The organism is Paenibacillus sp. HJGM_3 (assembly GCF_045062745.1).
Lineage (GTDB): Bacteria > Bacillota > Bacilli > Paenibacillales > NBRC-103111 > Paenibacillus_AA.
The window spans coordinates 187,280-209,802 of the sequence record NZ_JBJGED010000006.1 but is presented as its reverse complement, the minus strand read 5'-3'; the positions used below and the strand labels follow the sequence as shown (position 1 = coordinate 209,802).

At 59.7% G+C, this 22,523-nt stretch carries 13 protein-coding genes and 1 riboswitch; of the genes, 8 read left to right on the top strand and 5 right to left on the bottom strand.

All coding sequences use genetic code 11. The annotated features are described in order from the left end of the window. The first annotated feature begins 36 nt into the window (after nt 1–36). On the top strand, nt 37–5,994 hold the full coding sequence (locus ACI5FR_RS09400; RefSeq protein WP_405453496.1) for a DUF3320 domain-containing protein: 5,958 nt from the start codon (nt 37–39) through the stop codon (nt 5,992–5,994). Between the two features lie 154 nt (nt 5,995–6,148). Beyond that, nucleotides 6,149–8,899, top strand: a complete 2,751-nt coding sequence (locus ACI5FR_RS09395) for a glycoside hydrolase family 2 protein (RefSeq protein ID WP_405453494.1) — start codon at nt 6,149–6,151, stop codon at nt 8,897–8,899. A 54-nt stretch (nt 8,900–8,953) separates the two neighbouring features. On the opposite strand, the gene ACI5FR_RS09390 is transcribed toward ACI5FR_RS09395, so the two are convergent. Next, nucleotides 8,954–9,511 carry a superoxide dismutase family protein gene (locus ACI5FR_RS09390; protein ID WP_405453491.1) on the bottom strand — a complete coding sequence of 186 codons (558 nt, stop codon included), beginning with the start codon at nt 9,509–9,511 and terminating at the stop codon, nt 8,954–8,956. A 302-nt stretch (nt 9,512–9,813) separates the two neighbouring features. Between ACI5FR_RS09390 and ACI5FR_RS09385 the strand changes: the two genes are divergently transcribed. After that, nucleotides 9,814–10,239, top strand: a complete 426-nt coding sequence (locus ACI5FR_RS09385; RefSeq protein ID WP_405453488.1) for an SRPBCC domain-containing protein — start codon at nt 9,814–9,816, stop codon at nt 10,237–10,239. A 317-nt stretch (nt 10,240–10,556) separates the two neighbouring features. Then, a riboswitch (cyclic di-AMP (ydaO/yuaA leader) is annotated at nt 10,557–10,770 on the top strand. Nucleotides 10,771–10,781: 11 nt separating this feature from the next. Beyond that, on the top strand, nt 10,782–11,381 hold the full coding sequence (locus ACI5FR_RS09380; protein ID WP_405453485.1) for a C40 family peptidase: 600 nt from the start codon (nt 10,782–10,784) through the stop codon (nt 11,379–11,381). Between the two features lie 54 nt (nt 11,382–11,435). Here ACI5FR_RS09380 and ACI5FR_RS09375 read toward each other — a convergent pair whose 3' ends face one another. The 3 genes from ACI5FR_RS09375 to ACI5FR_RS09365 are packed head-to-tail and all read right to left on the bottom strand — an operon-like array spanning nt 11,436 to nt 12,422. Then, nucleotides 11,436–11,615, bottom strand: a complete 180-nt coding sequence (locus ACI5FR_RS09375; RefSeq protein ID WP_405453482.1) for a hypothetical protein — start codon at nt 11,613–11,615, stop codon at nt 11,436–11,438. Between the two features lie 32 nt (nt 11,616–11,647). Further along, the gene (locus ACI5FR_RS09370) at nt 11,648–12,112 is read right to left on the bottom strand and encodes an SRPBCC family protein (protein WP_405453480.1); all 465 of its coding nucleotides are present in this window, start codon (nt 12,110–12,112) and stop codon (nt 11,648–11,650) included. After that, a complete protein-coding gene (locus ACI5FR_RS09365) occupies nt 12,093–12,422 on the bottom strand; it encodes an ArsR/SmtB family transcription factor (protein ID WP_405453477.1) in 330 nt (109 codons plus the stop codon). The genes ACI5FR_RS09370 and ACI5FR_RS09365 overlap by 20 nt, the downstream gene beginning before the upstream one ends. 113 nt (nt 12,423–12,535) lie before the next feature. Between ACI5FR_RS09365 and ACI5FR_RS09360 the strand changes: the two genes are divergently transcribed. Beyond that, nucleotides 12,536–12,979, top strand: a complete 444-nt coding sequence (locus ACI5FR_RS09360) for an SRPBCC family protein (RefSeq protein WP_405453475.1) — start codon at nt 12,536–12,538, stop codon at nt 12,977–12,979. A gap of 72 nt (nt 12,980–13,051) precedes the next feature. Here ACI5FR_RS09360 and hflX read toward each other — a convergent pair whose 3' ends face one another. Continuing rightward, the gene (gene hflX, locus ACI5FR_RS09355; protein ID WP_405453472.1) at nt 13,052–14,332 is read right to left on the bottom strand and encodes a GTPase HflX; all 1,281 of its coding nucleotides are present in this window, start codon (nt 14,330–14,332) and stop codon (nt 13,052–13,054) included. Nucleotides 14,333–15,045: 713 nt separating this feature from the next. On the opposite strand from hflX, the gene ACI5FR_RS09350 reads away from it, so the two are divergent. The 3 genes from ACI5FR_RS09350 (at nt 15,046) to ACI5FR_RS09340 (ending at nt 22,523) form a co-directional block, all read left to right on the top strand. After that, a complete protein-coding gene (locus ACI5FR_RS09350) occupies nt 15,046–16,323 on the top strand; it encodes a small-conductance mechanosensitive channel (RefSeq protein ID WP_405453470.1) in 1,278 nt (425 codons plus the stop codon). A gap of 20 nt (nt 16,324–16,343) precedes the next feature. After that, nucleotides 16,344–21,722 (top strand): diguanylate cyclase, encoded by a 5,379-nt coding sequence (locus ACI5FR_RS09345; protein WP_405453467.1) that lies wholly within the window; start codon nt 16,344–16,346, stop codon nt 21,720–21,722. A gap of 363 nt (nt 21,723–22,085) precedes the next feature. Continuing rightward, nucleotides 22,086–22,523, top strand: a complete 438-nt coding sequence (locus ACI5FR_RS09340) for a DUF1641 domain-containing protein (protein ID WP_405453464.1) — start codon at nt 22,086–22,088, stop codon at nt 22,521–22,523.

Here is a 22,523-nt window from a genome sequence, read left to right as displayed (position 1 = left end):
ACAACCGGATACGGATGCGGAAAGGCAGGGAACCCGATGGAGAGCATACCCGACAACAAGCTGGCCTGCAGCTGGCTTCGATACGACGTCATCAACTTCGCCATGCAGCAAAATTATGTCCCCGTAGTAAGCCAAATTATGCTTAGCAATCTTGCCAATGAAGATATTGGGCCCGTGACGGTGCGGATCCATGCGGAGCCGGAGTTCGCCCGGGACTGGTCGAAAACGGTCGATGTCCTTCCAGCCGGGCAATCGGTCGATCTCGGCGTGATCGACATCCAATTGTCCGGTACATACTTGGCGGGATTGACGGAGCGGCTCACCGGCGCCTTGACCCTTGAAGTGACGCAAGCGGATCGGGTGCTCTATCTGGAGACCTCCCCGCTGACCTTGCTGGCCTACGACCAATGGGGCGGGCTGGCGACGATGCCCGAGATGGTGGCGGCCTTCGTAATGCCGAACCATCCGGCGGTGGCCAAGGTGATCGGCGAAGCGGCCCTGCTGCTCGAGAAGTGGACCGGCAACTCTTCGTTCGACGCTTACCAGAGTCAGAACCCCAATCGAGTGCGGCAGCAAGCGGCCGCCTTGTTCTCAGCCGTGCAAGCCTATCAATCTACTTATTGCGTGGCGCCGGCGAGCTTCGAGGAGGTCGGTCAGCGGGTCCGGCTTCCTGAGGCCGTGTTCGGCAACCGGATGGGGAATTGCCTAGACCTGACGCTGCTCTACGCGGCCTGTCTGGAGGCGGTCGGACTGAACCCCTTGATCCTGTTCACGAAGGGGCACGCTTTCCCGGGCGTGTGGCTCGTCCAGGAGACATTCTCGGAGAGTGTGCAGGACGATATCTCGCTGATCAGCAAAAGACTGGCAGCCGGGGTGCACGAAATCAGCATCGTGGAGTCGACCTGGATGTGCGCCGGCCACCATTCGCTCTATCAAGAGGCGGAGGCGGCGGCTCGAGCGAATCTGAACGATCCGGACGCCTTCCTGGGCTTCGTCGACGTGCGGCGGGCACGGGCGAGCGCCATCCGGCCCATCCCGATCCGAATCGCGACGCCGGATGGATGGGAGCTGATCCAAGAGAAGCAGGAGGGGCCGATCGATGCCCAGGCTCCGGAGGAGATTCAAGTCAAGGAGCGGCCTGCAGAAGTCGAATCCATTCCGGTGACGAAGCAAAAGCAATGGGAGCGCAAATTGCTGGATCTCACCCTTCGCAATTCACTGCTGAACTTCCGGCCGACCAAAGCCGCCTTGCCTCTGCTGCAGGCGCGCCTTAGCGAGCTGGAGGACGCCTTGGCTGAAGGCCGGGAGTTCCAACTGCTCCCCAAGCCTTCGGATTGGGATAACACGCCCCGCAGCGCGGAGCTGTTCCGCAGCGCCGGCCAAGATCATCCTCTGAATGCGCTTGTCCAGCAAGAGTTCTTGCAGCGAAGGCTGCGCACGGAAGCGAACGAGCGGGAGCTCGCGGACAAATCCATTCACCTGTATCGTTCGGCCCGTCTGGCCCTGGAGGAAAACGGGGCGAATACGCTGTATCTCGCGCTCGGTCTTCTCCGGTGGTACGAATCGCCGGCGAGCGAGCTGGCCCGTTACGCGCCGGTCGTGCTCGTGCCGGTGGAGCTGATCCGGCGGTCGTCCAGCGCCGGCTTCGTGCTCCGGGCGCGGGACGAGGAGCCGCAGATCAACATTACGCTGCTCGAGATGCTGAGGCAGGATTTCGGCCACCACATCGGCGGATTGGACCCGTTGCCCCGCGACGAGAAGGGAATCGACCTGGCCGGGATTTTCACTACGATCCGTCATGTCGTGATGCGTATGCCGCGCTGGGATATCGTGGAGTCGGCGCTCCTGGGGCTGTTCTCGTTCAACCGGTTCGTCATGTGGAACGATATCCGCAGCCGCGCCGACGACCTGGCCAAGAACAAGGTCGTGGCGAGCTTGATGGCCGGGCGGATGCAGTGGGAACCGGGCGAATCGTTCCCGGATCCGGCTCAGCTCGATGAGCTCTACGCCCCGGACCAGCTCCCGCTGCCGATCAGCGCCGATTCCTCGCAGATCACGGCGGTGTGCGCCGCTAACGAGGGCAAGAGCTTCGTGCTCCATGGGCCGCCGGGAACCGGCAAATCCCAGACGATCACCAATCTGATCGCCACGGCGCTAGGGAACGGGAAGACCGTCCTCTTCGTGGCGGAGAAGATGGCGGCGCTCAGCGTCGTCCAGAGCCGGTTGGAGCAGATCGGTCTTGGTCCCTACTGCCTGGAGCTGCATTCCAATAAAAGCACGAAGAAGGCGGTGCTGGACCAACTGCGCCGGACGCTGGAGACCGCTCGGGCCGCTTCGCCCGACGAGTGGAAGCGGCAGGCGGATCGGCTGGCGGCGGCGAGACGCGACCTCAACGGCTACGTCACCGCCTTGCACCGCAAGTACGGCTTCGGGGCGTCGCTTCACGAAGCGATCGTCGGGTACGGCCGGGTCAAGTCGGCTCCGAATGTAGCTTCATTCGAGCCTGCGGTAGTGGGGCGCATGACGCAGGAGCAGTTCGAGGCATGGACCGAATGGGTCCGGGAGCTTCGCGTCGCGGGTGAAGCGGCCGGGCATCCTTCGGGCAATGCCTGGAGCGACGCGGCGTGTACCGTCTATACGCCGGCGATGCGCGCCCAGGTCGAAGAGCTGCTGTCATCTTATGCAGCGAAGCTCGCGGAGCTCCGGACCGCCTACGCCGATTTGGCGGGTTGGGTCGAGGCTCCCTCGGCGGAGCCGGACCCGGCAGAGCTGCAACGGCTGGGCGACGTGGCGGAGCTGCTGTGCGAGCTTCCGGACACCGTCCCGTCGGGGCTGCTGCAGGCGGCCGAGCTGGACACCGCCCGCGAGCGCGTCGCCCATGCGGTGCAGCATGGTCGGCTGCGCGACGAGGCGCGAGCGAAGCTCGCGACCCGGCTGACCGCGGAGGCACTCGCCATGGATGCGGGCTTGGCGCTCTCCGAGTGGAGGAAGGCGGGGATGAACTGGTTCCTCCCAAGGTACTTCAAGCACAATCGCATTTACAAAATGGTCAAGGGCATGACTCTGCCTGGTACGAGTCTCCAGAAGAGCGATGTGGTCGGCACGCTGTCGCTCATCGTTCAATATCAAGCCGAGGCGGCCGAACTGAAACAGGCGGAGCCCACGGCAGGCTCGTTGCTGGCCCCGCTGTGGAACAATGGGGAAGCGGATTGGGCGGCGGTAACCGCGGTCGGGGAATGGACCGCGAAGCTGCACCAAGCGCTGCTGCGCTTGTACGGGGAGGCGTCGCCGTCCAAGCAGGCGCGGGAGCGGCTGGCCGGTCTGCTCGCTCCGGGGAGGGAGGCATTCTTCGCTCGCCACGGAGCCTCCCTCTCGCGTTTCTTGACCGTTCGCCAAGAGTTCCAACAGCTGGAGGAGCGGTTGTCCGTTGCGCTGAAGCTCGAGTGGGCCGCGATGGACGACAGGCGGGGAGAAGAGCCATGGCTCGACTACCGCGAGCGGAAGGGGCAGCTGTGGGTGCGCCACATCGACACCCTGCGGGAGTGGTGCAGCTGGCGGCAAGTTCGAGAGCGAGCGGTGGGAGCCGGTCTGTCGGCGCTGGTGGCGGCGTATGAACGCGGGGCGCTGCAGCACGCCGATGTCGCTCCGGCATTCGAGCGGGCCTGGTGGAAGGCCGCGATCGACTATATCCTCGAGGAGAATAAGGAGCTGGCCGCTTTCTCGGGACGCTTGTTCGAAGAGAAGATCCGCGGATTCCAAGAGACGATGGAACGCTTCGAGCGCCTGACGCGTCAGGAGATCGCCGCTCGACTGGCGGCGAATGTTCCTCCGCTGACGAACCAAGCGGCCGCGAGCTCCGAGGCGGGGATTTTGCTGCGCGCGATCCGCAGCGGCGGCCGAGGCCTCTCGCTCAGGAAGCTGTTCGAGCAAATCCCGAATTTGCTGAACCGGATTTGCCCCTGCGTCCTGATGAGTCCGATGTCGGTCGCGCAATACCTCGATCCCAAGTATGCACCGTTCGATCTCGTCGTCTTCGACGAAGCGTCGCAGCTCCCGACGAGCGAAGCCGTCGGCGCCATGGCTCGGGGGCGCAATGTCATCGTCGTGGGAGACCCCAAGCAGCTGCCGCCGACCACTTTCTTCGCCAATGCAGCCGGGGAGGAGGACGACGACGCCGTCGTTCCGGAGGATCTCGAGAGCATCCTCGACGATTGCCTCGCGCTCGGCATGCCTCAGGCGCATCTGCTCTGGCATTACCGGAGCCGGCACGAGAGCTTGATCGCGTTCAGCAACCGGCATTTCTATGAGAACAAGCTGCTCACGTTCCCATCCCCGTACGAACGGAAGTCGAATGTGAAGTGGCATCCGGTCGAAGGCTTCTATGACCGGGGGAAGACGAAGCAGAATCGGGCCGAAGCGGAGCAGGTCGTGGCCGAGATCGTCCGCCGTCTGCGAGATCCGGAGCTGAGCCGCCTTAGTATGGGCGTGGTTACGTTCAATTCGATTCAACAGAACTTGATCGAGGATTTGCTGGACGAGGCGTTTCGAAAAGAGCCGGAGCTCGAGCAGCTGGCCGCCCGCTTGCATGAACCGATCTTTATTAAAAATCTGGAGAACGTACAGGGCGACGAACGCGATGTGATCCTGTTCTCTATCGGCTATGGACCGGATGCGGCCGGGAAGGTCGTGCTGAACTTCGGCCCGCTCAACCGGGAGGGCGGCTGGCGCAGGCTCAATGTGGCCGTGTCCAGAGCGCGGCACGAGATGCATGTCTTCTCGGCGCTCCGTGCGGATCACTTGGATGTGTCCCGTACCCGGGCGCATGGGGTCAGCGCGTTAAGATCGTTCCTGGAGTATGCGGAGAAAGGCGTGTCTGCGCTTGGAGTCGATGCGGACCGGCTCGATACGCGGACCGAAGGGATGGAGGCGCAGATCGCCGAGGCGCTCCGGCGTGAAGGGTACCAGGTCGAGCTCCATGTGGGCGCCTCCGGGTACCGGATGGACCTCGCGATCGTGAATCCGGCTGCGCCGGATACTTATCTCTTGGCGATCCTGTGCGATGGGAGCGGGTACCGGGCGGGGAAGACCGCGAGAGACCGGGAGGTGCTTCGCGGGCAAGTCTTGCGGCAGCTGGGCTGGCAAACGCACCGGGTATGGTCGATGGATTGGCTAGACAATCCGGAGAAGGAGATCGCCCGGATCGTGGAAGCGGCCCAGGCCGCAGCGGCAGTGCGGGCGGAACGCGCTGCTGCGGCAGCTCCGGTTGTTCCGACTGTTCCGGCTGCTACACCCGAACAAGCCAGCCCAACCGCTGTCGAGACTGCCAAGGCACCCACAGCTCAGACCGTGGGCGAGTCGACGGACTCGAAGGACACGATCGAACATATCCCGGCAATACCGGCACCGACGCACGATCTAGCGCAGCCGTCACGCAGCACGCCGTACCAAGCGGCGCTTTTGCCGGCCGTAAGCTTCCCGGCGGACGAGTTTTATGCACCGGACCGAGAACGGCTGGTGAAGGACCAGATCGAGCAAGTCATTCAAGCGGAAGGTCCGATCAGTCGATCCCTGCTCGCCCGGAGAGTGCTGCAGGCTTGGGGGATCGCGAGGTCGGGAGCCCGGATCGAGCGGCACATGGACACCCTGCTCGCGTCTATGAACGTGAAGAAGACGGAGTGGGACGATGTCGACTTTCTTTGGCCGGACGGGCTCGAGCCCGCCAAGTTTGCCATGTATCGGGTGGCCGAGCAGGAGCATGATCGCCGAAGCGCGGAGGAACTCCCGCCGGAGGAGATCGCGAATGCGGTGAAGGAAGTGCTGTTCCTCCAGGGAAGCTTGCCGGTCGAGGATTTGATTCGAGAGACGGTGAAGAGCCTCGGCTACTCCCGCACCGGTCCCGCGCTCGATAAGGCCGTCAGGAACGGGCTGCAGGAAGCCGCCCGAAGAGGGGTGGCCGAACTGGATCACGGCAAAGCGTACTATCGAACGAAGTAGTGGATGTGGAGAAAGAGGCTGTTCAAAGGGCGACGGTTCCCTTGGGCGGCCTCTCGTCTTTACCTCACTTATATATTAAAATAATAATATGAATTGAAATAATACAATATTGGGAGTAGAATGAGATTATAAATAGGAAAGGTGCGTGCTTCCGATGTTGAACCCTACCATGACGATGCCCGAGACCGGCATCCCCCGTCCCGAATACCCGCGCCCCGAGTGGCAAAGAGCCGATTGGCTCTCCCTGAACGGCCCCTGGTCGTTCCGCTTCGATCCCGACAACGCCGGACTGACCGAGCGATGGCAGGAACGGGACGACGCCCCCTTCGACTTGAGCATCACAGTCCCGTTCTCCTGGGCAAGTCCGCTGTCTGGAATCGGACGCAACGAGAAGGGCGTCGGCTGGTACAAGCGCATCGTCCGGTGGACCCCGGCGGATGCCGGTTCAAGGCTGTTCCTGCGCTTCGGCGCCGTGGATTACCGCTGCGATGTGTGGTTGAACGGCAAGCTTGCCGGTTCACACGCCGGCGGGTACGGCTCCTTCGAATTCGATGTGACCGAAGCCTGGCTAAGTGGGGACAACACCATCGTCGTTCGCGCGGAGGATCACGACCTCAGCTCGCAGGCGCGCGGCAAGCAGGGATATGGCGAGCTGCGAGGCATTTGGCAGCCGGTCTGGCTGGAAGCGCGACAGCCTAACTATGTGGCGGCGGCCAAGTTCGTTACTCGCCTCGACGGCCGCATCGAAGTGTCGGCTGCCATCGAGGCGCATCAGCCCGGCCCGGCCGAGCTGGTCTTCGCCTTCGACGGCGGCGCAGTCGAGCATCGGGCGCAGTTGGAGCTGCTAGCGGGCCGCCAAGAGGTGCAAGCTGCGTTTACGATCGAAGCGCCGCGCCTGTGGAGTCCGGAAACACCGCATCTGTACGAAGGCGAGGTGCGTCTCCTCAGCGGCGCCGGCGAGGACATCGTCTCGACCTACTTTGGCGTGCGCGAGATAGGGTCGGTTCGGTTCGACGAACGGAATCACCGTTGGATCACGCTGAACGGGAAGCCCGTCTACTTGAACGGCACGCTCGACCAATCGTATCACCCGACCGGCTATTTCACGTATCCGACCGATCGGGAGATGCAAGAGGAGATCTACCTCATGAAGCGGCTGGGGCTTAACTTCGTCCGGATTCATATCAAGCCGGAGGAGCCGCGCAAGCTGTATTGGGCCGACAAGCTAGGCATTCTGGTCATGGAAGACATGCCGTGCTTCTGGGGCAATCCCGACGAGACCGCCCGCGCGTCCTATGAGCGGGAAGCCCGGGAAGTGATCGAGCGGGACTACAACCACCCATCCATCTTTTCTTGGGTGATGTTCAACGAGACTTGGGGGCTGAAAACGGATGATGAAGCTTCCGACCAAACGAGGGATTGGATTCCGGCGAAGCGCTATTTGCCCGAGACGCAAGAATGGGTGCGGGGCGTCTACCGCTGGGCCAAGCAGCTCGATCCGACCCGGCTCGTGGAGGACAACTCGGCCTGCAACTGGGACCATGTCGAATCCGACCTGAATACGTGGCATTTTTATATCAACGGATACGAGGAAGTACGCAGGCATATCGCCAAAATCGTGGACCAGACGTTTCCGGGCTCCGCGTTTAACTACTGCGAGGGCAACGTCCAGACCGACGCTCCCTTGCTGAACAGCGAATGCGGCAACGTGTGGGGCATTGAGGGGGGCGCCGGGGACAGCGACATCGCTTGGCATTACCGCTACATGCTGAATGAATTCCGGCGTCACGATAAGCTGTGCGGCTTCGTCTTCACAGAGTTCCGCGACGTCATCAACGAGTTTAACGGCTACTACCGATTGAACGGCTCGGAAAAGCAATTCGGCTACGAATGGTTCGTGCCGGGCATGACGTTGAAAGACCTGCATTCCGCTGATTTCATCGTAATAGACAGTCCTCCCTGCGTAACCGCCGAAGCCGGAAGCCTGTCGAACGTGCCTCTTCTCCGCTCGAGCTTCTCGGACCGGTATTTCGGACAGACGCTACGCTTGAGCTGGGAGCTGTGGTACGACAGCCTCGGGACGCGGCTCGTGGCGGACCGCGGCAGCCTGGATCTCGATTGGGACGGGTACGGGGTATCCCCGCTGCAGCCGCTTGCCGTGCACATGCCGGATTGCGATGCCGTCGCTGTGCTGGCTCTCCGTCTGCATACGGAGGAGGGGGAGGTCGTGACCCGCAATTTCACGACATTCGATGTGCGGAGCGGGCAGGCCGGCGGCCGGTATGAGGCGACCGGCGTGACGATCGGGGTGCCGGTCGGCCAATTCGCGAGCCACACGTTCCCCCACCAATGGAGCGCGATCCAAGGCCACAAGGCGAACGGAGCCCGGAGCGGCCGGTTCGACTACGAGATCGAGCTGCCGAGTCGGGAGGAGCTGCCGTTCCTCGGGAACGTGGAGCTGGTGTTCGAGGCGAGCGCCAAGCGCCTCCTGGCCCGGAACGTCGAAGGAGACAGCTACGCGAAGCCGGATATCTCGTTCATGCACGGAGCGGACGCGAATACGGAGCGTAATCCGAACACGTACTACATGACCGACGAAGAGCGTCACGAGTCGCGAATCCAAGTTTGCATCGACGGCGAGCCGATCGAGTCGTTCCTCCTGCCCGACGATCCGGCCGATAGCCGGGGCGTGCTCTCCTGGCACTATCAGCCGGTCTCGAACAAGCTGGACGAGGCGGGCTCATACGGGTACTTGTGCAAGGTCGCGGTTCCCGGACGCATCGCCGCCCGGCTGGAGCGGACACGCCGGCTGAAGCTCTCGCTGCAGGCGGATGAGGGTGGGCTGGCGCTGTACGGGCGCAACGCGGGGCGGTATCCGATCGACCTCCTCGTCCGCTGCGAATAACCCGCATGAAAAAACGGCTGTTCAAGGGTTTCCCTCGAACAGCCGTTTGCGCATTTAGCGGATTTGACCGCAAGCGATCCGGTCGCCGGAGTCGCCGGCGGGGTCGGTCTTGTAGTCGTCCGCCTTCTCATGAATTACGAGAGCCGTACCGCCCTCCTTGAGGAGCGAGTTCGGCTTTCCTTTTTCCAGCGTCACGTTGGGGTCGAAGAACTGGGCCTGCGCCTTCCCATCCGCGGTCACGACCAGATTCGGCAGATCGCCGGCGTGATAGCCCTTCGGATTATTGAATCCGTGCTGCTTGCCGGTCGGATTGAAATGGCTGCCGGCCGACTTGAAGTCCGGGGCCTTGCACTGGCCGGTTTCGTGAAGGTGGATGCCGTGCGCCCCCGGGGCGAGCTGGGCGGCATCGACTTCGAACAGGACACCGTGGCTCATCGGCGTCAAGCGGGCCGATCCGATTTTCGTGCCTTGGCCGTTCACGATGTCTATAGTCATCGGCTGACCCGCCGACGTCTCTACCGCCGACGAGTGGGTGGTCCGCGCTTGACCGCAGCCTGTAGCCGCCATTGCGCCTGCGAGCAGGAACGCGGCTAGCATGATGGATCGTTTCATTGAAGCTACCTCCTGTGTATTGAGTGGATCAGCTACATTATTTACCACCTGCGGCCAGAATACTCATCGTAGCGGAGGAATTTGTAGATGCATGTCGAATGTGGCTCCAATCAAGTTTCAGTATGGGTTTCATGAAATAGCGGAACGGTTGAAGCATAGTGGGGCTGTACCTTGACGCTGTTCCGGAGTTTCGGCAGCAAGCTGAATCGGCTTGAGGCGGTGGTCCGACCGGGTGTACTATAAGGGGGTAGGTTTGTTATAGCTAACTAACTCACTAATCCATCGAACAAGGAGTGGATCGTATGATCGGTCAAACGGCTTCGGCCGGATTCCAAATCGGGGTTCGCCGGACATTCCCCCTTACCCAGCAAGAAGCTTGGGACTTGCTGCTCACTCCGGAAGGGCTCGCGCTCTGGCTGGGCGAACTACGCTCCCTGGAGCTGGAGAAAGGGCACAAGTACTGCACCTCGGAGGGAACCTGCGGGGAGCTGCGCGTCGTGAAGCCGCTGCATCAGCTCCGTCTCACCTGGCAGCCGGAGAACTGGAGCAGCCCTTCTACGCTGCAAATCCGCGTGATCCCGAATCCCAAGCGCGCCGACGCCACCACGATTAGCTTTCATCAGGAAAAGCTGGAGAACAGCGTCATGCGGGAGCGGATGAAGGAGCGTTGGGAGGATGTGTCCGCCCAGCTTCTGGAGGTGGCTCAGTCCATTCAAGCAAAGCGATAATGCAGGTAGTATCGAACTACAAGTCCAAACCGATTCAACTTCCGCTCTAAGTCGGAAAAAGAGGCTGTCGATTCATTATGGAGGCTCATCGAACGGATGCAACTTGCGCTCTAGTTTGATTTCACAAACTTCCCCCAACACCGACTCCAATTGGATAAAATCGAACTACACGTCATACGGATCCATGATAGGGCTTCTTAAGCTCGAAATTGTACGATTGTCCTCTCGGTAGACAACGAAGCGTTGACTGCGGAGGGGATTTTTTATGAAAGTTTAGAACCAAAATCTGTGGGGTGACTCTTTTAGTTAATGAGAGTAGGATTAAAGGGCCGAATCAAATGAGTGAACCGGTCTACTGGCCGTTGTTCAATTCTTTGTACGGGGGATGCTTTATAGCTGATTTCCCTGATTGGGATCAGCAGGGGTGAATTTTCATTCCCTCATTTCGAGATCGCTCGGAATGATGGGGAGAATAGGGTTTCCTCGACCCGAACCCGTCAACTAACCTCGGAGGCAATACGATTTCTTGGAGGAGCCTACACATGTTCAAAAATAAGATGTTTACCAAGGGAGTTATTACCCTTGCCAGTGTTCTTGCATTAACAGGAGTTGGACAAGCTTCTGCATTCGCCGCAACCAACGATGCATCATCGATCACTTTTCCAGAAACGGTTCCGAGTATTGAGCAAGCGGCAAATCTGGATAAATTAATTGAAGCGGGCAAAACACAGCTTGGCGTCAAATGGCGCCAAAGCAAGCAGCAACCGGGTTATGGGTTTGATTGCTCGAATTTCACTTCCTGGGTATATAAAAGTGCATTAGGCATTGAGTTTTCCGGTTCATCGCGCGAACAACGCTACAACAGTAGTATTGGCTATCAGGTGATCCTTGACTCTGAGGACAAGTTCAAAAATTTGCAAGTCGGAGACGTGTTGTTCTTTAAGAACTCGGCCGATCCTGGCGACGGTTCCTTAAACCAGTCTACAAGCGGCGGCGGTGGTCATGTCGGAATTTATGCAGGTGAGATCGACGGCAAACATTACATCCTCCAATGCGGGGGCGGGCGTGGCAAAGTGACGTTTGAACCGATGGAAGGGACATGGTTCGCTCGATCTTTGGTTTATGCCAAAAGAATCGTCTAGAAACAATTACAAGAGACACCCTCACAGGTGTCTCTTGTTGCTCTCCGAAGGTTTTTAAGCGCCGGCTTTCAATTGCTCGTCCTTGCCCTTCAACCATTGCTCCAGCATGTCGACCGTCATGCTCTTCAACATGTCTGCATGATCATGGATGGCGTGATGCCACATGGCGGCTTCGACCTTATAAGCGTTGTCGTCCGTGACCGTGAATCCGCAGTTGCAAGTTAAAGTTTTCATAATAAAGTCCATCTCCTTAAATATAAATATCGTTAATCGTTGCTCGACATAGGCGCTTCCGACCAAGGATCGACGCCTGGGTCTTGGCCTTGGGCTAGCATCTCCAGGCGCGTCATATAATGCGTCCAGCCCTGAGTATGGGAGGCCATCTCCGTTGCCGGCAAGTCGGAATGGATCAAGTGCAACAGAGTGCCCTTATCGCGCGGCGTCAGCTGGAACGTAAGCGTGCTCGATCCCGGCGGGACCAGCTTCGACTTCTCCCAGCCCCATGTCATAACAATTCGCTCATGGGGAACAATTTCCTTATACTCACCCAGAGCGATGTCGCTGCCGTTAATATCGATCCGGTACTTGCCGCCGATCCGGGGCTCCAGGAGCACATGTCGTCCCATCCACTGTACCAGCTTGTCCGGATCGGTGAAGAACGAGAAGAGCGTCTCCGGCCGGCATTCGATGTAGATTTCTTTGGTAATCGTCTCACTGCTGCTGATTGTCATCTTGCAATCTCCTTTCCTCGGCTTCTGCCGCTTCCTTCAGACGCAGCAAGCTGTCGTCCCAGAAGCTGTCGATGTACATCTTCAGTTCGGCGAACCCGGTCCTCCTTATGCCGTAATAGCGTTTCGTACCGGCCCGCCTGACCACGACGAGTCCGGCCTCTTCAAGTACCTTGAGATGCTGCGAAATGGCGGGCGCCGAAATCTGGAATTGCGACGCGATGGCGCTGGCGGGGAGCTCCCCGTCCCGGATGAGATGCAGGATCTCTCTGCGCCTGGGTTCCGTTATAGCGTGAAGGGCTTTATCGATCATGTCATTAATTTAGCACATACTTAATTTAGTGTCAACTTAATAAATATTGTTCATTTTTTCCTCCTAGTATATGCTGATCTTGTACCAATGAATCTGAGGGGAGGCAGCGCAGCATGGTAGACGTGCAAACCGAAATCGTCATTCGCCGCACCCGCGACGAAGTGGCCGAGTACGCCGCGAATCCGGACCACGCTCCGGACTGGTACGTCAACATTCAATCGGCCGAATGGCAGACGCCGAGGCCGCTAACCGTCGGGTCACGCATTGCTTTTCGGGCTCAATTCTTGGGCAAGACACTTGCCTATGTGTACGAGATCGCGGAATACGTCCCTGGGCAGCGGCTCGTCATGAGGACGGCGGACGGTCCGTTCCCGATGGAGACGACCTATACTTGGGAGCCGGTAGAAGGCGACGCTACCCGGATGACGCTGCGCAACCGGGGGAACCCGACCGGGTTCTCCGCGTTCATCGCACCTTTCATGGCAGTCATGATGCGGAGAGCGAACCGGAACGATTTGATGCGGATCAAGGGGATTTTGGAGGAAAAACAGCGATAGAACGTTAAAAGAGGCGGCCCTCTGTCATGCGGGATGACAGGGGGACCGCCCTTTTTTGGCCTACTGTTAGGCTTACAACACGACGAACGCATCTTTGTACCGCTCGAAGTCCGCTGCCCGGCACTCGAGCGTTAGGCGCGTGCCCTCCGGCTCATAGCTCGTGGCCTGCACGTTGGCGTGCTCGTTGAAATAGGCGACGAGACGGCCTTGGTCGAACGGGATCAGGATCTCGCATTGCACATAGTCCTGGAAAATGTGGCGGCGAACCTGCTCGAGCAGCTCGGTCAAGCCGCTCCGCTCCTTCACCGACATGTAGATGCGGTCTTCCTCGACACGCGGATAAGCCTCATCGGTCTGATCGCACTTGTTGTACGCATATATGGTGGGGATCTCGGCGGCGCCGAGTTCCTTCAGTGTCGCCTTCGTCACTTCGATCTGCAGCGCACCCTGAGGGTTGGAGGCGTCGACGACATGGACGAGCAGGTCGGCCTCGGCCACTTCCTCGAGCGTCGAGCGGAACGCCTTCACCAGATGGTGCGGCAGCTGGCTGACGAACCCGACCGTATCGGTGAGCAGGAACGTCTTGCGATCCGGCAGCTCCAGCTGCCGCACCGACGTCTCCAGCGTCGCGAACAGCATGTTCTTGACGAACACGTGCTTCGCCGAGTCGGCCTGGCACGCTTCCATCAGCGCGTTCATCAAGCTGGATTTGCCCGTATTCGTGTAGCCGACGAGACAAACGACGGGCATCTCGTTCTTGTGCCGCTGCTTGCGCTGCACTTGGCGCCGCGCGACGAGCTTCTCGAGCTCCGTCTGGAGCGTGGAGATGCGCTCCTCGATACGCCGCCGGTCGAGCTCGAGCTGCGTCTCGCCGGAGCCGCGGTTCTTGAGCCCGGCGCCCCCGCCCTGGCGGCCGAGCGAGGCGCGCAGCCCGACGAGGCGGGGCAGCATGTATTGCAGCCGGGCGACCTCGACCTGCAGCTGGGCTTCGCGGGACTGGGCCCGCTGGGCGAAGATGTCCAGGATGAGCAGCGTCCGATCGATGACCGTGACCTCGAGCGACGCCTCCAAATTGCGGAGCTGGGAAGGCGACAGCTCGTCGTTGAAGATGACGAGCGTCGCTTCATGGCCGAGCACGAGCGTGCGCAGCTCCTCGATTTTGCCCGTGCCAAGGTAATGGGACGGACTCACGCGCGCCGCTTTCTGCGACAAAGTATCGACGACCTCCAGGTCGTTCGCCTCCGCCAAATTCCGCAGCTCCTGCATGGAGTAAGCGAAATCGGCATGATGCGGCAGGTGGACGCCGACTAGCACCGCCTTGGGCGGCAGGGTTTGTAAGGTTATAGCTTCCATTTATTCATCACGCTCCAATCGTATCATTCGACGAAATCGAAAGAAACACAGGCAAAGGCTGCCTGTGTTTCACAGTAAGGGCGAGAGGAGCTCAGGGGCGCACATCGCGAACGATCGAGCCGTGCCGAACGGCATCTCCAGCTGAGGAGACACGAAGGCAAGGAAGCATGAGCGCGCGGCAAGGCGGCGTTCATGGGCGTTCGCGAATCGTATGGGCGCGTATGGACAGACCTATCCTGAGTCCTCTGCACGCAGGCAGAGCTTTGGCGTTATTCAAATTAAGCGCGCAAAGTGCGAACTCGGATAGAGTTTATCACACGCAACCCTCCGTTCCTAAAAAGTACCACAAGTATATCACGCCGCATCCCAGGGAGCAACCGGGAGACGGGACGGCACGAGCGGAAAGTTTAAGTATATGTGTGTTGTATGGAGGCGAAAGAGGGTATGCGACTTTGTAAAGCAGAAAAATTACTTTGGAGCGCGGGAGAGGGCGGTGGATAGAGCTGTAAAGTAGAAAAATTGCTTTACATGTGGTGCCAGAGGGTGTGCGGCTCCGTGCTCAGAGACCACGAAAGCGGCCTCAAACCGGACACCGCTTCAGGTGAAATTAACATTCCGGGAACCGGCGAAAAAAGAGGGGATTGTCATATATTGCCGAATATCTAAGGGGTAAATGATTCTTATGGAATAGGACCCAAGGAGCAAAGTTCCCAATGAAGAAAACGATCTTTCTGATCCTGACATTCAGCCTAATATTCCTCTTGCCCCTGGCGGGGAGCCTCCTGAAGTGGGGCGGGCTGCCGCCCGGATACGGGGAATTTCCGGCACAGGAGGCGGTGCAGGATCCCGGGTTCAACGCCACTTATTTCTTCCTCGCCTGCCTGGTCGGGCTGTTCATCGCCGTGTTCCTGCTGTTCCCGAGCTGTTTCGGCTTCAAGAAGACCCGTACTGTGTCCCGGATGGACAGCGTACCGGTCCCGGTGCATGCTGCGGCCTCCCCGCAAGCGTTAGCCCGTCTGGAGACCGCCAGCGCCAGCACTGCCGCGACCGCATCCGCCATCGCCCGCAAGGCCAAGCTAACCCCTTCCGCCTCAACCGGCTATCCGCTCTGGTTCTGGTGGAGCCTGCCCGTGCTCGCCATCAGTTGGTTTCTCACATGGAGCCGGGCCATCAACTCGCTCGAGCACTATACCTTCGTTCCGCTCTGGTGGTCGTTCATCCTGATCCTCGACGGATTCGTCTACAAGCGCAACGCCGGCATCTCGCTCCTCTCCTCCAAGCCTAACACCATGAAGCTGCTTGCCGTCGTCTCTTGCTTCAGCTGGTTTGCGATCGAATATTTGAACTTCTTCGTGATGGAGAACTGGTATTACCCGAACGAGCACATTTTCACCAACTTCGGCAACATCTTCTGGTTCTCCCTTTCCTATACAACCGTACTGCCCGCCATCATCGAGTGGTACTTGCTGCTCCAGACCTTGTCATTCTTCCGTGATCGGTATAGCTACGGTCCGAAGCTGACGGCCAACCGGCCGATGCTGATCGTCTTCTACGCGGTCGGCCTGGCACTGGCGTTCGGGATGGGCTACTGGCCGTTCGAACTGTTCTGGGTGCTGTGGGTGGCGCTGATCCCGCTGCTGTCGGCCGCCATGGGGCTTCTCGGGTACTGGACGCCGTTCACGCCGCTCGGGCGCGGCAATTGGTCGCGGCTGCTCTTGATCGCTATCGCCACATTGTTCAACGGTTTTTTCTGGGAGATGTGGAACTTCGGTAGCGAATGGTTCCATGACAGCGTGCCGACGAACCCGAACTATTGGAAATACTCGGTGCCGTACTTGGACAAAATTCATATTTACTCGGAAATGCCGATTCTCGGCTATTACGGGTATTTGTTCTTCGGGGTCAACTGCTGGGTGATTTGGCTGACCGGGGCTTATGTGTTCAAGTACGATCCCGGCTTTGAGCTGCGAGACGCAAGACGCGAGGATTAACGAATAAAGGGGCCCTTGGCATGCTGAGAGGTTCGAATTACGAAGTTGGACAGATCATCTTGGAGAAGGGCGGCCAGATCGTATACCGGTGCGACGACCGCTCGGGAGCGCAGCCGCAGCCGATTCTCGTCAAGGCCCTGAGGACGGAATGGTCCTCTTACGAAGCGATCATGCAGTACAAGCGGGAGTTCAACCTGTTCGCCGAGCTGAGTCCCAAGGTCGGAAGCGTTCCCCGGCCCGTTCGGCTGGAAGAGCTGGGCGGGCTGTTCCTGATGGTGCTCGAGGATCGCGGAGGCCAGCCCTTGTCCGTGCTGATGGAGGAAAAGACGCTCTCGTATGAGGCCCGCATGCGCCTGGCGGAGCGAATCGTGGAGTGCGTGGGCGCGCTGCACGACCAGCAAGTGATCCACCGCAATCTGAACCCCGCGGCGCTGCTGTACAACATGGAGACGGAGACCGTACAACTCACGGATCTGGCGCTCGCGGTCAAGCATGTGCAGGAGAAGAAGGCGTTCCGCAACGCAGGTCATCTGGAAGGGACGCTGCCCTACATCTCGCCGGAACAGACCGGCCGAATCAACCGCTCGATCGATTACAGGTCGGACTTCTACTCGCTCGGCGTCCTGTTCTATGAGCTGTTCACGGGCACCTGCCCCCATGAGGCCGAGACCGTTACGGAGCAGCTCTATGCGATTATTGCGAAGCAGCCCGTTCCCCCCCACGAATTAAGACCGGATGAAGTCCCGCGACCGTTATCCGATTTGATCATGAAGCTGTTGGAAAAAGCGCCGGAAGACCGGTACCGGACCGCCTACGGGATCCTGGCGGATCTGCGCAAATGCAGGAACGGCCAGGACGCCTTCCAGATGGGCGAGGAGGACCGGCTCCGCCTGTTCCGCTTGCCCCAGAAGCTGTACGGCCGCGAACAGGAGCTGGCCGGGCTTCAGGCGGTCGTACGGTCGCTAGGCAGCGGCGCGGACCGCGAGCGGGGACGGCTCGTCTTGATCGCCGGAGAGGCCGGCATCGGCAAGACCGCGCTCGTTCAGGAGCTGCATGGCTTCGTCAGTCAGGAACACGGCTACTTCATCCAGGGGAAGTTCGATCAGTACAACCAGAACCTGCCCTTCAGCGCCTGGATCCAGGCGTTCCGCAGCCTGGTGGCCCAGCTGTTGAACGGAGACGCCGATGAGCTCGCACCGATTCGGGAGTCGCTCTCGGACCGGCTGGGCCACAACGCTTCGCTGCTCGCGAACTTGATCCCCGAGCTGCAGACGCTGATCGGAGAGAGGCCTGCCCTCGAGCCGCTGAACCCGGCCGAGGAGACGAACCGGTTCTTCATGACGTTCGAGCTATTCATCGAGGGCTTGACCCGCGGCGAAACGCCTCTCGTGCTGTTCCTCGACGACTGGCAGTGGGCGGACCGGTCCAGCATCCAGCTGCTCGACAAGCTCGCCGGAGCCGCCGGCTTGGGCACGCTGCTCGTGATCGGGGCGTACCGGGACGCGGAGATCACGCCGGACCATCCGTTTCTCCCCGCTCTCACGCAGCTGGAGAAGCGCAAGGAAGTGCTCACGATCCGCCCGGCACCGCTCAGCGAGGAGGCGATTCGCCGCCTGATCCAGGATGCCGTCGGCTCTTCGCCGGAGTGGACGGGGGAGCTGGGGAAGGTGGTGCACCTCAAGACGCGGGGTAATCCACTCTTCGTGAGCGAGATGCTGAAGGATTTGCATCGGCAAGGGGCGGTCAGCTTCGACGAACGGCACATGTCGTGGCGCTTGGACAAGGCGAAGCTGCGGGAATTGACCTGGGGCGAGGGGGACGTGAGCCTCCTCGTGCGGAAAATCCGGACGCTGCCGGAAGAAGCGCAGCTCATCCTCAGCCTCAGCGCCTCCATCGGAACGCTGTTCGATTGGAAGATGCTGTCGCTTGTCAGCGAGGGCGACAGCCGCAGCCTGGCTCACTCGCTCATCCGGGGCGTGCAGGAGGACGTGATCGTGCCCCTGCATCCGAACTACCACGTGCTGGCCGGCATGCATGAGGAGCCGCAGGCGGACTTCGGCAGCCTGGAGCTGCAGTTCGCCTTCCAGCATGACAAGCTCCAGCAGGCGCTGTACCAGCTGATCGAGCCGGCCGCGCGCAGGCGGCTGCATCTGCGGATCGGCTGGCTGCTGCTCGAGCACCTGCCGCCCCGCGAGGCGGAGGACAAGATCATCGAGATCGCGAGCAACCTGAACAAAGGCTTGGAGTTCATCTCCGGAGAGGATGAAATTGATAAACTGATAGAAGTGAACCGGAAGGCGGCCAAGAAGGCGAAGGAAGGGTTCGGCTACGAGACCGCCTTTGAATTCCTCGAGGTCGCCCTCCGCATGCTCCCGCCGGATGCTTGGCAAGTGAGCTTTCCGCAGACGCTCGAGCTCTACCGCATGTACGCCGAATGCAGCTATCTGACGCACCGGGTGGAGAAGGCGGAGGCCGCGTGCGAGCAGCTCCTGCAATTCCTTGACGAGCCGCTGGAGCTGGCGGCGATCTATGAAATGCAAGCCAACCATTACACGTACCTGGGGCTGATGAAACGATCGCTCGAGGCGGGCAAGCTCGGACTCCGAAGCTTGGGGCTCCGCGTTCCCGAGCGGGTCGGATTCGCTGCGGTGCTGGGGGAGCTGTCGAAGCTCAAGTGGAGCCTGAGAGGCCGTACGACCGAAGAGCTGCTGGAGAGCCCGACGATGCAGGACAAGCGCCTGAAGCTGATCATGCGGCTGCTCGTCGGCTTCATCCCGCCGGCGTTCATCTCCGGCGAGAAAAATTTGTTCGCCTGGGTCGTGCTGAAGAAAGCGTATTTGTCCGCCAAGCACGGGAACGGGCCGGAATCGGCCGGCGCCTACATCGGCTATGCGATTCTGCTGTCCGGCCTAGGCGACCTGGCGGGCGCCCGCGACTTCGGACGGCTCGCCGTTCGCATCAACGAGCGATTCGGCGACCTTCAATGGCGCAGCCTCGTGCTCGTCCTCTATACGCTGTTCGCGCACAGCTGGAGCGAATCGTGGAACACGCTCGAGGAGTGGTATGGGCGGGCGATCGAGTCGAGCCAGAAATCGGGGGATTTGCTGTATCTCGCTCACGCCTGCTATTACCGCCATCTGTGGAACCCTTCCATGCCGATTGAACGTTACTTGCAAGAGAGCGTCTGGTCGATCTCGATGATCGAGAATACCCAGTACAAGGAGTCGCTATGGACGGCCAAGCTCTCAAGGCAGATGTTCCGGGCGCTGTCAGGCGAGCTGGGCGACCCGCTCATCCTGGACGACGCTACTTTCCGGGAGGCGGAATTCCTCGGGCAGCTGACGGAAGCGAAGTATTTCTCGGGGATCGCCATCTATTATGTAGTCAAAATCCAACTCTTGTTCACGTTCGAGAAGCACGAAGAGGCGCTCGCCTATATCGACAAGAGCTACGACTACATCGGAACCCTGGCCGGCTCGGCGTTCATGGAACAATTCTCTCTATATACGTACTTAAGCTTGGCCACAAGCTGTGACCGTATGAGCGGGCTGTCGAAATGGCGGGCGCGGCGGCGCATGCGGACCGAATATAACCGCATGCGCAAGTGGGCGCGGCACAATCCGGACACGTTCGGGACGCAGCATCTGCTCATGCAGGCGGAACGGGCCCGCATCCGGGGCGACTACGAGACGGCCGACGCTTGCTACAACCGGGCGGTGCAGTCGAGCAACCAAGGCGGCTTCATCCGCTACAAAGCGTTGGCCCACGAGCTGGCCGGCAAATACTACGCGGGGCGCAAGCATAGCGAGGTGGCGGCGTACTTTTTCAGGCAGGCGGTGTATTATTACTCGGTCTGGGGTGCCAAAGGGAAGGTGCAGCAGTTAGAGCAACGCTACGGGGAGCGGCACAAGCTCGCGTATCGGATGGCGGCCCCAGCGGAATCGGCTTCGGCGGCTACGTCCGAGAATCTGGACGTCCATGCGATTCTGGCGGCATCCCAGGCGATCTCCAAGGAAATCGGCCTCGATCCGCTGCTCGACGCCCTGATGGAGATTGTCATCATCAATGCCGGAGCGCAGCGGGGCTGCATCGTTATGAAGTCCTCTTCTACGACGATTGTGGAAGGGGAATACGATCCGGAGACGGACAGCATCACCGTTAGGAAGCACGATAACGCGGCGACCGCCCCGTACCCCAAGACGCTGATCGACACGGTTGCGGAGCGCAAGGAGACGCTGATCTGCGACGACGCGGTCAAAGAGGCGATGTACCGGCATGACGCTTACTTGGCTCGCCATAAGCCGAAGTCGCTTCTCTGCATGCCGCTCATGAACCAGCAGCAGGTGACGGCCATCATCTACCTGGAGAACAACCTGGTGGCGGGTGCCTTCACGAAGGAACGGCTCAAGATGATCGACCTGTTGTCGAGAGAGATGGTGTATTCGCTGGAGAACGCCAGCCTGTATTCGAATCTGGAACGGCTGGTGGCGGAACGGACGGAGGAGCTGGCCTTTAAGAACCAGCAATTGAACAAGTACATCGATATCGTAGACAAAAACGTCATGAGCTTGATGATCGACGTGAACGGGATTGTGACCGACGTGAGCGAGGAATTTTGCCAGAGTACCGGTTACCGCAAGGAAGAGCTGATCGGCCGAAGCCATTCATTGCTGCAGGCGACCGATGCGATCGACGGAGGGTTGGCGGAGTTCCGGCTGAACCGGGCGGCCGCCGAATCCGGCTGGAGAGGAGAGCTGGTGCAACGGACGGTGGACGGAAGTGTCTTATGGCTCGACATGGCGATGGAGCCGACGATCGAGCAAGGCTGGGTGACCGGGTATACATTCATCGGCCATAACATTACGGATAAGAAGCGCATCGAGCAGCATTCGGTGACGGACGACCTGACGGGCTTGTACAACCGGAGGCATTTCAAGGACGTGTTCCGTAGAGAGGTGAAGCGATCGGCGCGCAATCGGGACAGCTTGTCGTTTATTTTGCTCGATATCGATTATTATAAACGCTATAACGATACGTACGGCCACTTCGAAGGGGATCAAGTGCTGGTCACGATCGGAGAGACGATAAACGCGCAGCTTCGGCGGGCGACGGACTTCGCGTTTCGCTTGGGCGGTGAGGAGTTCGGCATTCTGTTCTCCGGGGCGACGCCCGAGCAATCGTACGGCTTCGCGGAGAAAATCAGACGGAGCATCGAGGAACTGCGCATCCGGCACGAGCAAAGCGACCATAGCCCGTATGTAACGGTATCCGTAGGCCTGGCCGTTATCCGGGACGAGGTCACGCTCCTCAGCGAGGATACGATCTACAAGCTGGCGGACGAGGCGCTGTATGGGGCCAAGGCGGATGGGCGCAATTGCGTGAAAATGCAAGTAGTCTAGCGGACATAGAGTGGAGCCGGACATTTTGGGGGAGAATAAGGGGGGCTTAAGCCGATGGAGCGAAGCCTCCGACCGATACATAAATGTTTTCACGGTGATTAAAATAATCTTAGGCTAGTTTTGAAAAAACCAATGCGAGATTTGTCGGAAAGGTATAGAATATAACATAATGTGTCGACAGCAGTTTTTGAGATGACTTGTGAAGTTTTTCACGTAGTTGGCAGGAAAACCCATACGTCCTTTCAAAAATTTCGGATGCTTCCCCGCAACCGCAATTTTCGGCCCCCCAGGAGAACGAAAATTTGGCTGCAAGTGTTCGCTGCAACGCTGACAAACATCCATGCACTAAGGAGGAACGATGAAATGTCGGTAACTGTACAAAACGTGGATCAAGAAACCCCTGTGGCAGCAAATGGAGTCAAGCCGGATGTGCTGGATCAGCTGCTCAAGCCCGAGCTGCAAGAAGCTCTGACGGTGCTCGTCGAGCAGCTGCCCAAGCTGGCCGAGATGACGACGCTGCTCACGAAGATGTACGACCTGGCCAGCAAAGTGGCCGCGGACCGCGTACTGATCCAAGACATGGTCGGCGGGCTGAAGGAAGTCGTGGAGCCGATCCAAGAGAAGGTAAAGGGATATGCGTCTGCCGCTATCGAAGCTAGCGATCGCGCGGACCAATCCGACGCCACGATCGGCTTGTTCGGCATGCTGAAGCTGCTGAAGGATCCCGAGCTGCAGCGGATGCTGCGGTTCTCTCAAGCTTACCTGGACATTCTGGGCGAGCGTAAGCAGCAGCAGGACTAA